The organism is Paenibacillus profundus, from assembly GCF_021369635.1.
Lineage (GTDB): Bacteria > Bacillota > Bacilli > Paenibacillales > Paenibacillaceae > Paenibacillus_B > Paenibacillus_B profundus.
The window spans coordinates 124168-143110 of record NZ_JAJNBZ010000003.1 but is presented as its reverse complement, the minus strand read 5'-3'; the positions used below and the strand labels follow the sequence as shown (position 1 = coordinate 143110).

17 protein-coding genes and 4 tRNA genes are annotated in these 18943 nt (G+C 50.7%); 13 read left to right on the top strand and 8 right to left on the bottom strand.

The annotated features are described in order from the left end of the window. The first annotated feature begins 5 nt into the window (after window positions 1-5). The 8 genes from LQV63_RS05910 to LQV63_RS05875 all read left to right on the top strand — a co-directional run bounded on the left by LQV63_RS05910 (window position 6) and on the right by LQV63_RS05875 (window position 6693). Entirely contained in the window at window positions 6-902 is an 897-nt protein-coding gene (locus LQV63_RS05910; RefSeq protein WP_019418969.1) for a carbohydrate ABC transporter permease, read from the top strand. Between the two features lie 53 nt (window positions 903-955). Further along, window positions 956-2644 (top strand): ABC transporter substrate-binding protein, encoded by a 1689-nt coding sequence (locus LQV63_RS05905; protein WP_233696011.1) that lies wholly within the window; start codon window positions 956-958, stop codon window positions 2642-2644. A gap of 225 nt (window positions 2645-2869) precedes the next feature. Continuing rightward, window positions 2870-4096 (top strand): alpha-L-fucosidase, encoded by a 1227-nt coding sequence (locus tag LQV63_RS05900; protein ID WP_233696010.1) that lies wholly within the window; start codon window positions 2870-2872, stop codon window positions 4094-4096. A gap of 312 nt (window positions 4097-4408) precedes the next feature. Next, complete coding sequence (gene mgtE / locus LQV63_RS05895; RefSeq protein ID WP_036702852.1) at window positions 4409-5776, top strand: magnesium transporter; 1368 nt, start codon at window positions 4409-4411, stop codon at window positions 5774-5776. Window positions 5777-5935: 159 nt separating this feature from the next. Further along, window positions 5936-6010, top strand: a tRNA-Glu gene (locus LQV63_RS05890). A gap of 52 nt (window positions 6011-6062) precedes the next feature. Next, window positions 6063-6138, top strand: a tRNA-Lys gene (locus LQV63_RS05885). A 40-nt stretch (window positions 6139-6178) separates the two neighbouring features. Further along, window positions 6179-6264: transfer RNA gene (locus LQV63_RS05880), tRNA-Leu, on the top strand. A gap of 343 nt (window positions 6265-6607) precedes the next feature. After that, window positions 6608-6693: transfer RNA gene (locus LQV63_RS05875), tRNA-Leu, on the top strand. 140 nt (window positions 6694-6833) lie between these two features. Here LQV63_RS05875 and LQV63_RS05870 read toward each other — a convergent pair. Continuing rightward, on the bottom strand, window positions 6834-7244 hold the full coding sequence (locus tag LQV63_RS05870) for a GNAT family N-acetyltransferase (RefSeq protein ID WP_233696009.1): 411 nt from the start codon (window positions 7242-7244) through the stop codon (window positions 6834-6836). Between the two features lie 161 nt (window positions 7245-7405). After that, entirely contained in the window at window positions 7406-7600 is a 195-nt protein-coding gene (locus LQV63_RS05865; RefSeq protein WP_157259647.1) for a DUF2642 domain-containing protein, read from the bottom strand. A 212-nt stretch (window positions 7601-7812) separates the two neighbouring features. On the opposite strand from LQV63_RS05865, the gene LQV63_RS05860 reads away from it, so the two are divergent. Continuing rightward, window positions 7813-7917 carry a sporulation protein YjcZ gene (locus LQV63_RS05860; protein ID WP_233696008.1) on the top strand — a complete coding sequence of 35 codons (105 nt, stop codon included), beginning with the start codon at window positions 7813-7815 and terminating at the stop codon, window positions 7915-7917. 610 nt (window positions 7918-8527) lie between these two features. Here LQV63_RS05860 and LQV63_RS05855 read toward each other — a convergent pair. Continuing rightward, entirely contained in the window at window positions 8528-9694 is a 1167-nt protein-coding gene (locus LQV63_RS05855; RefSeq protein ID WP_233696007.1) for an ROK family transcriptional regulator, read from the bottom strand. 249 nt (window positions 9695-9943) lie between these two features. Between LQV63_RS05855 and xylA the strand changes: the two genes are divergently transcribed. From xylA to LQV63_RS05840, 3 genes are all read left to right on the top strand, one after another. Further along, window positions 9944-11257 carry a xylose isomerase gene (gene xylA / locus LQV63_RS05850; protein ID WP_233696006.1) on the top strand — a complete coding sequence of 438 codons (1314 nt, stop codon included), beginning with the start codon at window positions 9944-9946 and terminating at the stop codon, window positions 11255-11257. Window positions 11258-11331: 74 nt separating this feature from the next. Then, entirely contained in the window at window positions 11332-12828 is a 1497-nt protein-coding gene (gene xylB, locus LQV63_RS05845; RefSeq protein ID WP_233696005.1) for a xylulokinase, read from the top strand. Between the two features lie 395 nt (window positions 12829-13223). Then, on the top strand, window positions 13224-13946 hold the full coding sequence (locus LQV63_RS05840) for a L,D-transpeptidase family protein (protein ID WP_019422974.1): 723 nt from the start codon (window positions 13224-13226) through the stop codon (window positions 13944-13946). 186 nt (window positions 13947-14132) lie between these two features. On the opposite strand, the gene LQV63_RS05835 is transcribed toward LQV63_RS05840, so the two are convergent. From LQV63_RS05835 to LQV63_RS05815, 5 genes are all read right to left on the bottom strand, one after another. Then, complete coding sequence (locus LQV63_RS05835) at window positions 14133-14984, bottom strand: polysaccharide deacetylase family protein (RefSeq protein ID WP_019422975.1); 852 nt, start codon at window positions 14982-14984, stop codon at window positions 14133-14135. Window positions 14985-15095: 111 nt separating this feature from the next. Further along, entirely contained in the window at window positions 15096-15311 is a 216-nt protein-coding gene (locus LQV63_RS05830; RefSeq protein ID WP_019422976.1) for a hypothetical protein, read from the bottom strand. Window positions 15312-15629: 318 nt separating this feature from the next. After that, window positions 15630-16799, bottom strand: coding sequence for a hypothetical protein (locus tag LQV63_RS05825; RefSeq protein ID WP_233696004.1), 1170 nt, complete (start codon window positions 16797-16799; stop codon window positions 15630-15632). A 24-nt stretch (window positions 16800-16823) separates the two neighbouring features. Next, on the bottom strand, window positions 16824-17654 hold the full coding sequence (locus LQV63_RS05820) for a carbohydrate ABC transporter permease (RefSeq protein ID WP_233696003.1): 831 nt from the start codon (window positions 17652-17654) through the stop codon (window positions 16824-16826). A gap of 9 nt (window positions 17655-17663) precedes the next feature. After that, on the bottom strand, window positions 17664-18611 hold the full coding sequence (locus LQV63_RS05815; protein ID WP_233696002.1) for a carbohydrate ABC transporter permease: 948 nt from the start codon (window positions 18609-18611) through the stop codon (window positions 17664-17666). A gap of 103 nt (window positions 18612-18714) precedes the next feature. On the opposite strand from LQV63_RS05815, the gene LQV63_RS05810 reads away from it, so the two are divergent. Further along, window positions 18715-18943: hypothetical protein (locus LQV63_RS05810; protein ID WP_233696001.1), on the top strand; the 229-nt coding region annotated here is incomplete at its 3' end.

Sequence of the window (18943 nt, the reverse complement as noted above, 5' to 3'; positions counted from 1 at the left end):
CATCCATGAATAAACCCGCTATTCGCGAGTCGCTTCCTGACCGCCTGTTTCTCATCTTTGTGTACGTCGTATTAAGCGGCGCGCTGGTCATCGTTTTATTCCCGCTGCTGCATATTTTGAGCGCTTCGTTCAGTTCGCCGCAGGCTGTCAACTCGGGTCGCGTATGGTTGTTCCCGGTTGATTTTACACTGGCCGGATATAAAGCAGTTTTTGCGAATCCGAATATTTTGACCGGTTACGGCAACTCGCTCTTCTACGCCGTGGCTGGCACGTTCGTGAACGTCGTCATGACCGTACTCATCGCGTATCCGTTATCTCGTCGCACGTTCTACGGACGTCACATCATCATGATGCTGCTCGTCTTCACGATGCTGTTCGATGGCGGTCTTATTCCGAACTATATGGTTGTGAAGTCGTTAGGAATGATCGATACCCGCTGGGCCATGATTATTCCAGGCGCATTGGCTGTCTTCCAGGTCATTATCGCCCGTACGTTCTTTCAGACGAGTATTCCGGAAGAATTGGCTGAGGCATCGGAGATTGACGGCTGCAGCGACGTCCGCTTTATTACAAGTGTCGTGCTGCCGCTATCGAAACCAATTATCGCTGTCATGACGCTAATGTACGCCGTTGGCCACTGGAACTCTTATTTTGGCGCTCTCATTTATTTGAAATCGCCGGATATGTTCCCGCTGCAAATCGTGCTGCGGAATATTCTTATCCTGAACACGGTCGATCCGACGATGATGGCGAACGTGGATGATATGCTGCAGCTGCAAGGCATGTCAGAGCTGCTGAAATATTCGCTTATCGTGGTGGCGAGCGCTCCGGTGCTGATGATTTATCCTTTCGTGCAAAAGCACTTTGTAAAAGGAGTCCTTATCGGTTCATTAAAAGGTTAATCTCTGCCAGATTACAACTCAATTCGAGAATATAAAAGGGAGGGTCTTGTAAGATGAAATTGAAATGGACGACGATGCTTGCGGTATTGCTGTGCGCCTCACTGCTTTTGGCGGCTTGCTCCAGCGGTTCGGGCGGCTCTGGCAAAGAAGAAGGAAAGGGAAATGCCGCCGCGAACGAAGTGGCGAATGCCGGTGAACTATTCAATCCGGTAGGAGAATATCCGATTGCAAAAGAGCAGATGGCACTTAAGATGTTCGCGCCGCAATCGGCAGCGATAGAAAATTTAGAGACGAACGAATTCACAAAATTTGTTGAAGAGAAAACAAACATTAAAATTAAATGGGACGTTGTGCCAGAGGGTGCCATTGAAGAGAAGAAGCAATTGATGATGGCAAGCGGAGACTATCCGGAAGTCATTCTCGCCGGCAACTTCTCCAAGGCAGACCAGATGAAGTACGGACAGCAGGGCGTATTTGTTCCGTTGAATGATTTAATTGATAAATATGCTCCGAACATCAAGCAGGCCATGACTGAAATTCCGTACTTGAAGGATGCGATGACGACGCCAGACGGCAACATTTACACGATCCCGAAAGTGAACGAATGCTATCACTGCACCTATGCCTCGAAAATGTGGGTGAACCAGAGCTGGCTTGATAAGCTTGGATTGAAAATGCCGGAGACGACGGAAGAGTTCTATCAAATGCTGAAAGCGTTTAAAGAGAAGGACCCGAACGGAAATGGCAAAGCAGATGAGGTTCCGCTAACTACGGCAGGGAAAAAGGACATGTGGGGCGGCGGTTTGGATGCCTATTTGATGAACGCTTTCATTTATAATGATGCCAATACGTATATGTATATGGATAACGGTGACATTAAGTTTTCGCCGAATCAAGAAGCATGGCGCGAAGGACTGCGCTTTATCAATAAACTGTATGCTGAAGGGCTTATCGATAAAGCTTCCTTCACCCAGAACGCAGATGCCGTCAAGCAAATCGGCAACAAGCCTGACAATGTGATGGGAGCCGTGTCCACGGCGCTTATCAGCTATATATACAATCCGAACGAATTGACGCCTCGCCATAAAGAATATGTAACGGTTCCGCCGTTGAAAGGACCGAATGGCGTGCAGCTGACCGGATACTTCGTCGGCGCTGGCAACGGACAGTTCGCGATTACGAACAAAGCGACACCAGAGCAGCAGATTGCGGCGATTCGCTTTGCAGATTATCTGTACACCGAAGAAGCAACGGTGTATACGAGCATGGGTAAGGAAGGCGATGGCTGGCACAAAGCGAAGGAAGGCGAGAAGACGGCTGACGGTCAACCTGCACGCTTCAAGCAAACGCCGAAGCCAGGCGTATCGCAAGTCCAGAACGGAACTTGGCAGGAGCTTGGCATTATGAAAATGACGAATGAATTACGCGATTCCTTTGCGGTGCCGGATGATATGTTCGCGGAAGACGGCTATGGCCTTCGCCTGCGCAACGAGTCGAAGAAATATGAACCGTTCGCGAAGCCGGAAATGGCTTTCCCAGCAGACGTATTTATCGCAGCCGAGGACGCTTCTTTAGTAGCTCAACTGCAGACGTCCATTAGTGACTATGTCGAGTCCAACATGGCTCAGTTCATTACCGGCAGCAAAAGTTTGGATAAGGATTGGGATGCGTATGTGAAAGGCTTCGACGGCTTGCAGCTGCCGAAATATTTAGAGATTTACAGCAACGCTATTAAAAAATAAAGGTTGCTTTCTATACTATCCGCCGGTGTCATGCTGCCGGCGGATAGCTGCTTGACAGCGCGCACATTTTCATGCTTCCATTTGCTTATTGATGAAGGATTTAACTCCACTATCTCGAAGTCATAATAGGTTCTTGCATGGTGCAGAACGACTTATAATGTTATCGAAAACGCTTGTCGCAACTGTCTGACCACATTACTAATTTGAAGTAAGGGAGAGGGCGTTATGACGAAGACGAAGCTGGCTTTGCCTACCCCGCAGCAAATGGCGTGGCAGGACTTGGAATTGGGGATGTTTTTTCATTTTGGGATCAATACGTACTGTGATCAGGAATGGGGAGAAGGAACTGATTCCCCGGAATTGTTCAACCCGGCGCAGCTGGATGCGGGGCAATGGATCCGCACGGCCAAGGTGGCCGGATTCAAATATGTCATCCTGACGGCCAAGCATCACGATGGGTTCTGTCTGTGGCCGACGAAGACGACAGACTATTCGGTGAAATCAAGCCCATGGAAGAACGGTCAAGGCGACGTGGTGCGTGAAGTGGCCGATGCGTGCCGGGAAGAGGGCATGCTTCTAGGGTTGTACGTATCTCCTTGGGACCGCAATGCTGCGTGCTATAGCGATCCTGCTGCTTATGATGACTTTTATGCGGAACAGCTCACAGAGCTTTTGACGGGCTATGGGTCGTTAGTGGAAGTCTGGTTCGACGGAGCGGGCTCGGAAGGTCGCCAATACGATTGGCCGCGCATCATTGGTCTTGTGAAGCAGCATCAACCGGATGCGATGATTTTCAATATGGGCGCGCCGACGATTCGTTGGGTGGGGAATGAAGATGGAGTCGCTCCGTATCCGTGCTGGAACACTGCTGAAAGCGCTCGCGTGAGCATGTTCACGAGCGACATGAACACGTGGATGGAAGCCACGCCGGAATGGGTTCCTGCGGAATGTGATGTGCCGATTCGGGCGAGACATTGGTTCTGGCACCCGAATGATGAGAGCAGTCTGCATTCATTAGACCATCTGATGGACTTGTATTACCGCTCCGTTGGCCATGGGACAACCTTGCTCCTGAATGTCTCGCCAGATGACCGCGGCCTGCTGCCCGATTGTGATGTAGAGCGCGTACAGGAATTCGGAACGGAAATCCGCCGCCGATTCGGACAATGTATTGCCGAGACGACGGGCGCAGGAATGGAAGTTGTACTCGACTTGGGAGAAAAACAGGCGATCGAGCATGTCATTGCGATGGAAGGTATTGCGTATGGGGAGCGAGTCCGTGCTTATGTGGTGGAGGCCCGGGTTGACGGGGAATGGAAGACGGTAGCGCAGGGCAGCGCGATTGGGCACAAGAAGATCGATCGGATCGAACCGCTCGAGACCACTAGTATCCGCCTGCGTATAATCGAATGCATGGAAGAGCCAATGATTCGCCGCTTGGCCGTATATTGATCGGTAAAATAATGAGTCGGAGAAAAAAGAAGCAAATCGATTACAGAGGCAGGAATGCTGCCTTACGATATCGAATATAAGACAGGGCAAGGATTTACTGCGAATTCATTCGTGGTTATTCCTTGCTTTTTTTCATACACTATGAGAGCTTGAACTGGATTTATCGTATGTCCTAGTTCGTGAATATTGCGTAGTGTATTATTGAACAGGGGTTCTATGTCATTGGATATAGGGTAAGAAAGAGTATTGCAGGAGGTGAGCGGCGTGAGCGATAAATTATCATCAGATATCAATCGTGACGACGGCGACAACATGAAAGAAAAGAGAAAAGCCCCCTCTGAACCGGAAGATATCCTCGAGGAAGCGGACCGCATATTAGAAGGTACGACAGAAGAGGTGAAGCGGGAGCTGCGTTATTGGCAGCCGTACGACTTGGCCGTCGTCTATCGCGATGCGAAGATGACGAAGCGATCTCACTTGCTGAGTGCTCTGGAAATCGATCAGTTGACGGAAATGATCCGCGAGCTGGACCCGGATTTACAGCTTGAAGCGTTTCAGATGCTCGGGCGCGAACGCGCCGCCGAAGTGCTGAACCGGATGGATAATGACGACGTCGCCGATATGATGGCTGCCGTTAGTCTGGAAGCGAAGGAATTCCTCCTCTCGTTGATGGAACGGGAAGAGAGCGACACGGTGCGTCACTTGCTCACCTACGAGCCGGAGACGGCGGGCGGTCTGATGACCAACCGTTACGTGTGGTTCTATAACCGCTACACGGTGCGGGAAGCGGTGGAGAAAATTAAGGCCTTCGCAGAGCTGACGAAGCACGTGCATTATTTCTATGTAGTAAACGAACAGAAGCGTATCGTCGGCACCTTGTCCTATCGGGAGCTGGTGCTTGCTCAGGAGAATGAAACGATACAGGAGCTCATGAACGAGAAGGTTATTTCCGTAACGGCAGACACAGACCAAGAAGAAGTGGCAAAGCTGTTCGAGCAATACGACTTCCTGTCCATGCCGGTCGTGGATGCGGATGACAAGCTCATCGGTATCGTGACCGTCGATGACGTCATCGACGTCCTGCGGGAAGAGGCGCATGAGGATATTAACAAGCTATCAGCAACCGATAAGACTATCGATTTTCGCACGAATGCAGTAACCGCAGCACGGCGCAGGCTGCCATGGCTCATTATGCTGCTCTTTCTCGGGCTCGTCTCCGGCAGCATTATAAGCCGGTTCGAAGAAACATTGCAGCAGGTGGTGGCGTTAACCTTCTTCATGCCCATGATTGCCGGAATGACAGGGAATACAGGCACTCAATCACTAGCTGTCGTCATTCGTGGATTATCTTCCGAAAATATAGACAAAGCTATCGTTCGACGTCTGTTATGGCGCGAACTGTTCGTAGGACTTATTATCGGTATGGTATGCGGCGGATCCGTGGCCTTGGTGGCGGGAATATGGCAATCAAGTGTAGCGCTCGGCCTTGTCGTCGGATGTTCCTTGTTTCTCACTGTCATCATCGGGACGATGGCCGGGACTGTCATTCCGCTCATTTTGTACAAATGCAATGCCGATCCAGCCGTAGCGTCCGGGCCACTGATTACGACGTTGAATGACATCTTTTCATTAACTGTTTATTTCGGTACGGCGACGGTATTTTTATCGTATTTAGTGTGACCGTTTGAGGAAGCGCAGGTAACGCGGGTGGTGTCTTATCAGCACAAAAACATTTTGCCAATTGGTAAAAAAAGTTTTGAAAAAAAAGCTTGTCAACGTTCATGCCGTTTGTTATACTCTTAATTGTCGCCGCAGAGGTGATGATGAAAGTGTGACCATGGCCCGTTGGTCAAGTGGTTAAGACACCGCCCTTTCACGGCGGGAACACGGGTTCGAATCCCGTACGGGTCACCATTTCTTTTACTAGAAATGAATCATGGCGAACAGCAATGTTCAGTCAGCATGAGAGCCATTAGCTCAGTTGGTAGAGCACCTGACTTTTAATCAGGGTGTCGAAGGTTCGAGTCCTTCATGGCTCACCAGTTATTCTGGAGATGCTGGTAGCATATTTCCCTAAAATGTGCGGTAGTGGTGGAATGGCAGACACGCTATCTTGAGGGGGTAGTGGGCGTACGCCCGTGGAGGTTCGAGTCCTCTCTACCGCACCATAACCAAGCAATCGTAAAGCCTTGATGTTAAGGCTTTTTTTGTTTTTGGGAAGAAGTGCGGGATGGGGTCCCAACTCGAGACAATTTGATAAGACGGAAATCAAATAAATGTCGATCGCGAGCAGCGGGGGCATTGCCCCTAGGTTTTATCCCGTTCCGATCGGGACCATTAGGACGCCTTACATGTCTATTCGTAAATGCTGTCAGCGTTTTCGTAACGCAGCTTCTCGGATTGATGGTCTTAGTTGTTTTGGAAACCTCCGTTGCGGAGGAACGATCCACTTTACAAGAGCTTCAAATGATGATATATTAATTGTTGTCCCCTTCATGAGGGATTAGATGTGCGGTAGTGGTGGAATGGCAGACACGCTATCTTGAGGGGGTAGTGGGCGTACGCCCGTGGAGGTTCGAGTCCTCTCTACCGCACCATACATACTGAATGTTAATCCCTTGCGTCTGCAAGGGATTTTTTGCATGCACATATCCTTCTGTATACCGTGGAAAAAGTAAAATAGACCTCTTCCTTGGAAGGATGGTCTATTTCTTGTTTGCATGAAGTTGTCAGCTGCCTAGTATCTTCTATACATGCCTAGAGACTTGGGGTGCGTATAATCGAAGCCAAACTTCTTGTATAAATGATCGGCGGGGACATCCGCTAGCAGGCTGACATAAGATTTATCAGGCGCATTGTTCTCTAAGTAATTGGTGATTTCCGTCATGATCAGTTTCCCCAACCCTTTGCCTTGATAAGAAGGGGCAACCGCGATGTCTACAACTTGATAAAAGCAACCGCCGTCTCCGATGATTCGGCCCATGCCTACGAGCTCGTCTTCATGTCTCAATGTGACTGCGAAGATGGAGTTTTTCAAAGCGATTTCGGCTCCTGTTAAGCTTTTGGCACTAAGACCGGCAGCGACTCGCAAAGCGATATATTCCTCTGGCGTAGGCGCTTCGTGAAAAATATGTATGTTTGGACTCAATTGAATGAACCTCCTAAATAGATATGAATTCTGTTTCATTATACAGGATTTTTTTGTCAATACGCTACTATAAACACTAGCTTTAGATCATGATGATGCAAGGAAAATATACAAAGCCGCCAACGGATGCTGGCGGTTTTCGTTCCGCTTCGTATCCGGGGTTATCGCAGCAAGGACAGCAAGGCGATAATTTCTACCAGCCGGATTATGCGGTTTCTTCTGCGGCGTCCGGTAATAGAACTCAACACCAGAAAATCGGTGCCGACCGAGGTCAGTCTTCCAGTAAAAGTGCCTTTTCTGGTGGTGACCCGCACATTGTGTCCACGAAGACGAAGAGCTTTGTCGCGAAATGTCATGCTTCACATCCCCTTTTCCCATAAGATAATATAATTGAATACACGTTATCATATGTGAGTTATTGCTCATGCGAGTGGGTGGACAAACTACAGGCTGGCAGGGCAGAAGCGCAAATTTGATGGATATGGGCATTTAAAAGAATCTTTTTGTCACAGCAGGCCATACAATAACAACGCAAGTACACATTAATAACGGTGAAGGAGGACATTAAATGAGCGACATTGCTGGAAGATGTGGTGGTTTCTTTACTTCTACAGGCGTAATTTTGGTTCTCTTCATTTTGTTGGTAATCGTATTGCGTTCCTGCTGGTTCTAACCATACACTGGGGAAAAGCCGGGATGTTGATTCCGGCTTTTTTGACATGAAGGAATGTTTAAGTTCTATGCAGTGATTTTTTCAGCAGGTTTGCGAGCGATGATGCGAGTGTCCAGTCTTTTGAGCCATTCTCCCTTTGATTCAGAACTAACGTAGGTCAGACACAAAGGATGAACTTGCCCAACACTGGAAAACATACTGTTCTAGAAGAGTAGCCAGGTTATTAAGGCTAAACGAATCAGTTTCTGATGGGATGGGACAAGGGGGGGAATGCTTGTGCGCCACATCTTCTGACGGGATGGGAGAGTGAGGCAAAGGGCGAAGCGGAAGATAGAAACATCTAGTAACATCTAGTGCCTCATTAGACGAGTCCTCCACGTGTCTCTAGGAAATTGTAAGCGCTATCTATATGTTGCGCTATACCGCTGCTCTAACCATGGTGCAGGGGGGCGGCGCGTGCTATCATCCGATCTGGCACATGCATATGCCCATTTATGGTGGCATCCGGAACATACTATAGGATACGAGCATGCGCTCATTCATGAGATTGAGCGCAATCGAAGGCCGCCTCCTTTTCAGTCAAACGGACAGTAGACGGCCCTTTGTGCGTTTATACGGACACTTTAGTTCGTCCGACGAACAATTGAATGACCTGATTGGCCGCGCCAAGCACGGTCGAACGCTGCTGCAGCGAGGAAAAATGAATTTGCAATCCATGCTGATGCGATTGGAGTGTACGCTGTTGCACCGTCCGCAGAAGCGGCTTGCGGATCCAACGTTCGGCTTGGGTGAGCTTGTTGCCGATAATGACTAGCTCTGGGTTAAACGTGTTAATAATATTGGCGATGCCGACGCCCAAGTACTCACCAATCTGATGCAGCGTGTGAAGCGCGTTCGGCTCATCCTGCTCAGCAGCTTGCATGATTTCTTCCAAGCTATGATAGCTCACGTTCTTGCCAGCTTCTGCAATCGCCTTCTCCGAAGCATACAGCTCCCAGCAACCCCGGTTGCCGCAGCTGCATTTGCGGCCGTTCGCTTCAATCGTCATATGCCCCATTTCGCCAGAATAGCCATATGCGCCCTTGAACAATTCCCCTCCGATAATCGTTCCGGTACCGATGCCGGCCCCTGCGCTGATATAGACGAGATGCTGCGCTTTCTCGCCTGCGCCGTACTCCCATTCGCCGATGGCGCCTGCGCGGGCTTCATTGTCGACAGTGACGATCGCCCCGGGAAACCGCTCCTCTATAGCCCGTTTCAGCGCAACATTCCTCCAGCCCAAGTTCGGCGCGAACAGGACGTTGCCTTCTTCATCGACCATTCCCGGCGCCCCGATGCCGATCCCTATCGTGCCGTAAGGCGCGGAGGGAGCTTGGCTGCGAAGCGCAGTGATCGTATCGCATAGGCTGTCGATCACATGCTCCGATTCATTGCTGCGGATAGGAATGTTGGCTTCCTCCAGCACAATCTGTCCTGATAAGTCGCATAGGATTGCCGTGAAGCTTCCTATGCCTAATTCGATGCCAATGGTATAGCCCGCATGGCGGTTGAACAACAGCATGAGCGGTTTTCGCCCCCCACTGGATTGTCCCGGACCGATTTCGAGCACAAGCTGCTGCTCTAACAATTCATTCACCAGATTCGAGACGGTCGCCTTGTTGAGACCGGTCATCGATGCAACCTGCGCACGCGAGATAGGGGCATGAAGCTGGATAGCTTCGAGTGCGATCGAGGTGTTTATTTTTTTTACGAGAGCTTGATCACCGGTGACCTTCATCTTGATACCTCATCCTTTATCGATACAACTTTATTTATGCTCTAAATTTACAATGTCAATGATTATTAGTTTAGGAGGGATTGCTCATTTAAGCAAGTTTTTCATAATTAGGCTGTGACGGGCGCAGCGAGATGATGGGGGATAAGTCAAAATTATAATATTTTTCCTACTTAGTTTAATGGATATACAAAGTTATTAAATTATGCTAGGATGAGGGTAAAGTTTTAATTCAAGAGGAGGCACCTGCAGATGAGCTACTTTGCAACCGTTAACAAGATTGAGTATGAAGGCCGCCAATCGTCCAATCCTTTCGCGTTCAAGCATTATCGTCCAGATGAGATCGTGATGGGCAAGCCGATGTCAGAGCACCTGCGCTTCGCGATGGCCTATTGGCATACGCTGACCTATGGGGGAACGGATCCGTTCGGAGACGCCTTGATGGAACGCTCCTGGAATCGCCTGTCGGGAATGGATTTAGCGAAAGCGAGAGTGGAAGCCGCATTTGAATTTATGGAAAAAGCAAATATAGACTATTTCTGCTTCCATGATCGTGACATCGCTCCGGAAGGCGATTCGCTGCGGGAGACGAACCGGAACATTGACGTGATTGTCAGCATGATGAAGGAGTACATGGCATCGACCGGGAAGAAGCTGCTGTGGAACACGCAGAACATGTTCACGAATCCGCGCTTCGTGCACGGTGCGGCAACGACGTGCAATGCGGACGTCTACGCGTATGCTGCTGCGCAGGTGAAGAAAGGGCTGGAAGTCGGGAAGGAGCTCGGCGCCTTGAATTATGTATTTTGGGGCGGGCGTGAAGGATATGAGCTGCTTCAAAACACGGACATGAAGCTCGAGTTGGATAATATGGCGCGTCTGTTCCATATGGCTATCGATTACGCAAAAGAGATTGGCTTTGATGCCCAGTTCCTAATCGAACCGAAGCCGAAGGAGCCGACGAAGCATCAATACGACTTTGATGCGGCCACCACACTCGCTTTCTTGCACCAATACGGCCTGAAAGAACACTTTAAGCTGAATCTCGAAGCGAACCATGCGACATTGGCCGGCCACACCTTCGACCATGAGCTCCGCGTAGCTCGTATCAACGGCGCGCTGGGCTCACTGGACGCGAACCAGGGCGATCTGCTGCTCGGCTGGGATACGGATGAATTCCCGACCGATTTGTATACGACGACGTTGGCGATGTATGAAGTGCTGATGAACGGCGGATTGGGACGCGGAGGCATCAACTTTGACGCGAAGGTCCGGCGCGGCTCGTTCGAAGCGGAAGATCTGTTCCTTGCCCACATTGCTGGAATGGATGCGTACGCGAAAGGCTTGAAGACAGCGGCCAAATTGCTGGAAGACCGCGTGTTCGAGGACATGATTGCCAATCGTTACTCTAGCTTCCGCGAAGGGATCGGTCAGGATATCGCTTCAGGCACGGCCACGCTCAAGTCGTTGGAAGAATATGCGCTGAATCATGATATCCGCAGAAATGTGTCCGGACGTCAGGAGCATGTAAAAAGTATCTTGAACATGTACCTGTTGGCCGAGTAGCCAAGGCATGGCGCGATGAAGCGGGAATCACGGATGTGGAATTCGCGATCGATAGCTGGAAAGGAGAGACCGAGATGAAATACGTCATTGGGATCGACCTAGGGACAAGCGCTGTCAAGGCAATTCTCGTGAATATGAAGGGAACCGTCATAGCGGAAGCTGCGGAAGCGTATCCTCTCATTCACGAGAAAGCGGGCTACAGCGAGCAGAAGCCGGAGGATTGGACTGACGGAACGGTAGCCGCTATTGCGCGATTGGTCAATGAAGCGGGCGTCGCGGCCGCAGATATAGACGGGATCAGCTTCTCCGGGCAGATGCACGGCCTCGTTCTGCTCGGCGAAGACGGCGCTCCGCTGCGTCATGCCATCTTATGGAATGACACCCGCACGACCGAGCAATGCCGCCGCATTACGGAAGAGCTTGGACCGCAACTGCTTCGGATTGCGAAGAATCAAGCGCTAGAAGGATTCACGCTGCCGAAGCTGCTCTGGGTACAGCAGAATGAGCCGGATCTGTTCGCCCGCGCGGCGGCATTCATGCTGCCGAAGGATTATGTCCGCTACCGATTGACGGGACATATGGCGACGGATTATTCCGATGCGGCCGGCACGCTGCTCCTAGATGTGACTGAGAAGCAATGGAGCACCGCAATTGCGGATGCCTTCGGCCTGCCGCTATCGCTGTTCCCGCCGCTCTTGGAGTCGTCCGACTGTGTCGGGACGCTGCTGCCGGAGATGGCGGGAAAGACCGGCTTGTCCCCGCAGACGAAGGTATACGCAGGAGGCGCGGACAACGCTTGCGGCGCAATTGGAGCGGGGATATTGCATCCCGGCACAGCCATGTGCAGCATCGGAACGTCCGGTGTTGTGCTCGCCTATGAAGAGAATCGCTGTGCAGATTATGAAGGCAAGGTTCACTTCTTCAATCACGGCCTCACGAATGCTTATTATGTGATGGGCGTGACGCTTGCAGCCGGATACAGCTTGCAATGGTTCAAGGAGACGTTCGGGCACGGCCTGTCCTTCGACGAGCTGCTGAATGGAATCGAAGACATTCCCGCCGGTTCGGGAGGTCTACTGTTCACTCCGTATTTGGTAGGCGAACGGACACCACATGCGGATGCAGTTATTCGCGGAAGCTTCATCGGCATGGACGGATCGCACACGTTGCAGCATTTTGCCCGCGCCGTGCTGGAAGGCATTACGTTCTCCTTGAAGGAATCGCTTGAAATCTTGCGCGCATCCGGCAAAGAAATATCCGCCGTCATTTCTATCGGTGGTGGAGCGCGAAATGAGACATGGCTGCAAATGCAGGCCGACATCTTCGGCACGGAGATGGTGAAGCTGAAGAGCGAGCAAGGTCCAGCGATGGGAGCGGCCATGCTGGCGGCTTATGGAGCGGGTTGGTTCCCAACGCTGGAGGTCTGTGCGGATGCATTCCTGATGGCGTCCGAACGCTGGAAGCCGGATCCGAACCGAAATGAAATGTATGAGCAGTTGTTTGATGTATACCGCCAGGTGTATGCGAACACTCAATCGTTGAATGAGGGACTGCTCCCGTTCCGAAGATAGATGCTTGCCGTAATTATGAGAATGCGTACCAATTAGATAATTCGGCTGCAACCGCCGTCCGATGCCATGCCCCGGCTAGGCGGATTGGCTGCAGCTGCTGTATTCACATTTCGTTACAGAATAGAACGTCAAGAAGCCAATCGGATGCCGATTGGCTTCTTGGTGATCGTGAAGGAAGTGCAAGTGCTATATGGTCGAATTCATGGAGTATGCGTGTAACGAGTTATGCATCGATACGATGAATACATATTGACCGCATTGAGATGATTCAACGATGACAGATAGTTTAGTTTCGGGTCAGCCTGCGGAGAGTGTTGGGATGGATAAACTAGAGGGATTTAACCCATATTATTACTGGATAGTACAGATTATGAACACTATAGGAAGAATTGAAGATGTTAAACAACGATACAGTAAAATGTATATCTGCTTATAGCAGAATGTGCCCGATTATTCATACCGCCGTTTTGTTCCTGCTTTTGATTATGCTACTGCTGCCGTCCAAGGCTCAAGCCGAACCGCTGCCGATTATGTCGGAGCAAGAGGCGGTTCATCTCGTCGTCGATCCTTCTAAGCACGTGCTGACTCTCTTCGTTCACGGCAGACCAGTCAAGAAATATCGGGTAGCGCTCGGAAATCCTGCTACTCCATCGCCGGTTGGACAATATGAGGTCGTATTTAAAGGGAAACATTGGGGACCGGGCTTCGGCACGAGATGGATTGGGCTGAATGTGCCGTGGGGGATTTATGGCATTCATGGGACGAACCGTCCCGATTCTATCGGCTATAACCGAAGTCACGGCTGTGTGCGCATGCGGAACAAGGATGTGGAAGAGCTATTTGAACGAGTCCCCATCGGAACGAAAGTAACAATGCTGGGGCATGTGCTGGGCGGACTGTACCGGGAGCCGCGGAGACTGGCCGAAGGCGACGCGGGCGGGGATGTGCTGCTCATACAGAATCGGCTGCAAGCGGCCGGGTTCTATGAAGGAGAATGTCACGGGAGATTTCGCGGGGCAACGACGACCGCATTGAAGCGATATCAACGGATGCAGGGGTTTCCAGTCGACGGTGTAGTCTCTAAGGAGATTTATCAATCCTTGGGGCTGTGGGAATGATGATTGCCATTACATGATGATTGAACAAAGCAATCCCTTGCTCGCTAGCAAGGGATTCGTTATTTCCCACTAAGGAATGTTTAAGAACGGTGGAGCGTTAAAGCGAAACCGAAATATCGTTTATGGCGATAAAACCAACCTTTAATCGCGGCCGCTCATCTTCAAAAGGCCTCGCTAGAGGTTGTCTCACTGACGGTAAGCGGGCTTGCTCAGCAATTCGGGGAGCGTCACCATTTTAATACCCTGCTGGTTCAATTGCTCAATGATGAGCGGCAGCGCCTTGACGGTGCCGGATAGATCTCCGCCTTCTCCGCCAGCAGCATGCTGCAGCACAATAGCACCGGATGTAAGATGGCTCATAACGTTTGCTTCTATTTGTTCTGGAGTCAACCCTTTCCAATCGAGCGAGTCGACATTCCAATTCACGATGAGCATGTCTTGGCTGGCAAGCCATTTGATCTGTTCCTCGCTTATATTGCCATAGGGGGGGCGGATGTAGCGCATCTGCTGCCCGGTAATCCCGCGGACGATATCTTCGGTTCGAGTCACCTGGTGACGAAAGCTTTCGTCAGACAATTTGGGCAAGTTGGCGTGATCGTAAGAGTGATTTCCTATTACATGTCCTTCGTTTACCATACGCTGAACGATTTCTGGATATTTTTCTGCCCGGTTGCCTACGACGAAAAAGGTAGCTTTTACGCCGTATTGGTTCAGCACATCCAGCACCTGGGGAGTGAAATGATTGTCAGGCACGTCATCGAACGTCAAACTGATGCACTTCCGATCGGAAGGTCCTTGCAGCAGAAAATGCGAACGGTATTTCTTGCGCAGCTCCGCTAAGGACAGGGGCTTGGGCTCGCGTACTTGGCTTTCCTGCCCGCCGGCGAGCTGCGGGGTTTCCTTAGCTGCCATTTTGATTTGCCTTTGTTGAATCGTGTAGCCTTCTTGCGAATGTTTGGCTGCAGGTGATTTACCGGATGGAGTGCATCCAGCGGCCAATACCGCAAACAGAACCAATAACATGATTCTCGTGTTCATTGTGTCCCTCCGCACATTCTGTTTTCATCGAGTAGACAGATATGGCTTTATGTTTTGAAGGGGACACGGTATTTATCCAATCGTATGAACAAAAGTTGGATGAAGGGCAAACTATTCGTATAGTGCGTCCTTCAGCTTGGTGGACATGCCAGCGCGTGACTTGCCCTTACCGGCAGCGTGCAGCGATTTGCGCAATCGCTCGTTGTCTTTCATTAACTGCTCCATCTCCGCCAACAATTCCGCAACAAGCGCGGAGGCCGCTTCATCTGCTGTGGGGAGAATCTCTGCTTTTCGGCGTATGTATTCGTTCAGTTTTGCTTCGTTCATAGGACAAGACTCCTGTTCGTATATACAATCAATAATTTGTCTCACCTCTTTATTATAAGGGAAAATAAAGAAGCCGTCATATACGACGGCTTCTAGCTGTTTAGAAACCTTGTTAAGGTTGAAAACGAAGCAATTACGGGTGGAGAGTATCCGCTGGGGAGACCTGGAGATCGCCTTTGAATCCGAGTCATTCCCACACAATCTCTTCCCAACAACTTGGATTTAACAGCGACGGAAGCCAATACTCCCATCATGATTGTTTCCTTTTCACTTTATTTTGGACGATGAGGTTTAACGATGGTGCTGTTAGTTGAGGTTCTACTGCATCCACTTTGCTTGCACAATGTTCATATCAAGCACATGCATTGTATCCATGGCATAGCTTCCAGAGGTGACGAATTTCTCTGAACCAGATTCATATAAAATGTATAGCGAATCATCGATAACAGCTAGTTCCTCTGCCATCGGCGGTCCATCCAGCTTGCCCGCCAATGCTTTACCGTCGAGAAACCAGACCGGCACGGAAGCTTCTCCGAGCTTCACCTCTGTGTGCGGGGCTTCCTTACGCGGATCGGAGTAGAACAGGACGGTGCTCTCGGCATTGCGCCCGAATGAATCACTTAATATCCAATGACCTTTCCACAGACTCATGCCTTGGATGCGATTCGGAATGGATAGGATTGCCTCAGGAACTGGAGATTCCGCTCCAGCAGCTAGCTTCGGCGGCAGGCCGGTCTGGGCATCGATCGCATATCCTTCCATCCAAGCGCGGTATTCCTCGCCGTCGCGGTTCTGCAAGTAATGGGACTTATCCGTCGGATATTCGGTACCGTGGGCGAATTCTCCGACCCATAGCAATCCGTCTTCATATGCAACGTTCGAAGCGCGGACGCCCGTTTTCAGACTGCCCTCGAACACGACCTTTCCGCCGTCCTCCGCCTTGTTGAGCGCTTCGATCGACACATAGCGCGCTTTGCCGCCTGAGGCGATCCACACATAACCCGGTGTGACGGCCGCGCCGCCTGCATGCCCGGTATAAGGCTTATTATTCCCTTCATACAGTTCGAACGATTTCACCAATGCGCCGCTCTTGGCATCCAGAAGCGCGAGTACGCTGACTCCGCCCTTCTCCCGATAGCCCGACATTACGAGCCAGCCTTCGTCAGGCGCATAGGCGAGCCCTTGCGGAATGACCTGCTCATGCAGACCGGGAATAATCGGACCAAGTGTTGCCAGCTCCAGTATCGGCTGGAACTCTTTTTTATCAATGCGCATCTTCTTCTCGACTTCTTGCTGCGTCAGCTTTCCATTCCGCTCGGCTGCCTGTGCCGTCTTGATCAGCGGAGCGGCTGCTGTCCCAGTGGAAGATGACGCAGGCTCCTTGGCTCCGCCGGAGCCGTTGCCGCATGCGGTTGTCCAGAGCAGAAGGCCAAGCAGGAGCAGCCCGCACGCGCTTTGTTTCCATCGTGCTTTATTTGATGTACACATGCCATCGCCTCCTGTATTTTTCAATTATTTAAATGTCGAATTGGCTAATGCGGCCACAATATGCTTCTGGGCGAATGAAAACACGATGACAATCGGCAAGATGACCATGACGCTCGCGGCACTCAGCATATGGAAGGTCAATGCCTCATCGCCTGCGACGGAGTCGCGCATCATTGCCACGGCGACGGTCAGCACGCGCATATTGTCGGAGTTCGTCATAATGAGCGGCCAGAAGTAAGAGTTCCAGCTGCTGATGAATGTCAGTACGATCAGCGTCGCAATTGTCGGCATCGCCATCGGAACGAGGATGCGGTACAATTGGTGAAATCGTCCTGCGCCGTCCACGCGCGCAGCCTCCAGCACATCGTTATTCAATGATTTGAACGACTGCCGCAGCAAAAAGATACCGTAGGCAGACGCCCCGTGAGGGACAATGAGCGCCAAATATGTATTCAACCAACCGAGCTTTGACATCATCACATAGACCGGTACGAACGTGACTTGCTCCGGCACGATAAGTGCGGCGAGCACAAGAAGGAACCATTTGTCGCGGCCCCGGAAGTTCCCCTTGGCGAATGCGAAAGCTGCCCAGATGGCGACGTTGATTTGCAAGAACATAATACCGAACGTCTGTATCGTCGTATTCAGAAAATAGCGCCCGAACGGCGAAGCTTGAAACGCCTCAACATAGTTCTGCCAGCGGAACGACTCCGGCCAGAAGGAGGGAATCGCCAGACGCAGCTCGTACGGAGTCTTAAGTGAGGTGACGACAAGCCAATAGGTTGGAAAAAACATCAGTATCGTAATCAAGATGGCTGCTGCCAACCGGATGGAAGATGAGATGGATTTGGACATCCGCTAAGCCTACCCTTCGTAATGAACTCGTTTTTTGGAAATCCACAGTTGAATGACGGTCAACGTAATAATAATGATGAAGAAGATGACGACAAGCGCCGATGCACGACCGGTGCGGAAGTCGGAGAATGCCATCTGATAAATCCAGAACACCATCGCCTTCGTCGCGTTGAGCGGTCCGCCGTTCGTCATAATATCGATCGATTGGAACACCTGCATCGAGCCGATAAAGTTCGTAATGATGAGGAACAACGTCATAGGAGACAGCAGCGGCAGCGTAATGAGCCGGAATTGGCTCCAGCGCGTGGCGCCGTCAATGCTGGAAGCCTCGTAATATTCCATCGGAATGCTGCGGAGCCCAGCGATAAAGAGCAGCATCGCGAAGCCGACGCCCTTCCATAGTGAAACGGTGATGAGCGCAGAGAGCGCGGTATTCGGATTCGTCATCCAGGCAACGGGATCGAACCCGGCCAGATGCAGAATGTAATTCGCCAAGCCGTATTCCGCGTTGAAGATCCATAAGAAAATCATGGCGGCGACAACCATCGAGATGTAATACGGCATGAAGACGACGGCGCGCAGGAAGTTGAATATTTTCGACGTGGAATTGAACAGCAGCGCCAGTCCAAGACCGATGACAATCGTGAAGAACACATCGAATACGGTATATTTGAACGTGACGGTCAATACTTTCCAGAACTCTTCGCTTGATAACAGCTTCGTGTAATTCTCCATGCCGACAAACTTCTTAATCGGACGTGTCATGTTCCAGTTCGTCATGCTAATGTATATCGAATAGATAAGCGGGTAATAAGTAAACACAAGCAAGAACAGCAGCGCCGGCAGCGCGAAGCTGAAGTCTTTCCACTTCTCGAAGAAGCGGTACCAGGACCAAGGCCGTTTGGTAGATAGCTGGGCAATCTGTACAGCATGAGGTTGTTCGGAATGTGCATTCATTTCGATATTCGCCCTCTCCTTAGATCGGAATCAACTAAATAATAGAAAGGCCAAGCCAAAGCCGCACGCCCTGTGTCCATATTTGGGAGGGATACAGCCTTGCTTGACCGCAGATAATGGTGAACTTTTGAACACGAAGCATATCTGGAAGCTGAATCGACATCGAATCTTGCATTCACCTTCGAGGTCCGGTGCTCATGTAGGTTCTGCCTACACTGCGCTCCTCCCTCTTCAGGTTCATGCAACCTTCTCGGTGTTGAAAAGTTCATTATTTGAACACGAAGCATATCTGGAAGCTGAATCGACATCGAATCTTGCATTCACCTTCGAAG

Excerpts from the sequence above, each read along its gene's own strand:
- LQV63_RS05900 (WP_233696010.1), top strand. The coding sequence starts at position 2,870 with ATGACGAAGACGAAGCTGGCTTTGCCTACCCCGCAGCAAATGGCGTGG.
- LQV63_RS05865 (WP_157259647.1), bottom strand. The coding sequence starts at position 7,600 with ATGACATTTCGCGACAAAGCTCTTCGTCTTCGTGGACACAATGTGCGG.
- mgtE (WP_036702852.1), top strand. The coding sequence starts at position 4,409 with ATGAAAGAAAAGAGAAAAGCCCCCTCTGAACCGGAAGATATCCTCGAG.
- LQV63_RS05815 (WP_233696002.1), bottom strand. The coding sequence starts at position 18,611 with ATGAATGCACATTCCGAACAACCTCATGCTGTACAGATTGCCCAGCTA.
- LQV63_RS05905 (WP_233696011.1), top strand. The coding sequence starts at position 956 with ATGAAATTGAAATGGACGACGATGCTTGCGGTATTGCTGTGCGCCTCA.
- LQV63_RS05840 (WP_019422974.1), top strand. The coding sequence starts at position 13,224 with ATGTTAAACAACGATACAGTAAAATGTATATCTGCTTATAGCAGAATG.
- LQV63_RS05830 (WP_019422976.1), bottom strand. The coding sequence starts at position 15,311 with ATGAACGAAGCAAAACTGAACGAATACATACGCCGAAAAGCAGAGATT.
- LQV63_RS05835 (WP_019422975.1), bottom strand. The coding sequence starts at position 14,984 with ATGAACACGAGAATCATGTTATTGGTTCTGTTTGCGGTATTGGCCGCT.
- xylA (WP_233696006.1), top strand. The coding sequence starts at position 9,944 with ATGAGCTACTTTGCAACCGTTAACAAGATTGAGTATGAAGGCCGCCAA.
- LQV63_RS05910 (WP_019418969.1), top strand. The coding sequence starts at position 6 with ATGAATAAACCCGCTATTCGCGAGTCGCTTCCTGACCGCCTGTTTCTC.
- LQV63_RS05855 (WP_233696007.1), bottom strand. The coding sequence starts at position 9,694 with ATGAAGGTCACCGGTGATCAAGCTCTCGTAAAAAAAATAAACACCTCG.
- LQV63_RS05860 (WP_233696008.1), top strand. The coding sequence starts at position 7,813 with ATGAGCGACATTGCTGGAAGATGTGGTGGTTTCTTTACTTCTACAGGC.
- xylB (WP_233696005.1), top strand. The coding sequence starts at position 11,332 with ATGAAATACGTCATTGGGATCGACCTAGGGACAAGCGCTGTCAAGGCA.
- LQV63_RS05825 (WP_233696004.1), bottom strand. The coding sequence starts at position 16,799 with ATGTGTACATCAAATAAAGCACGATGGAAACAAAGCGCGTGCGGGCTG.
- LQV63_RS05820 (WP_233696003.1), bottom strand. The coding sequence starts at position 17,654 with ATGTCCAAATCCATCTCATCTTCCATCCGGTTGGCAGCAGCCATCTTG.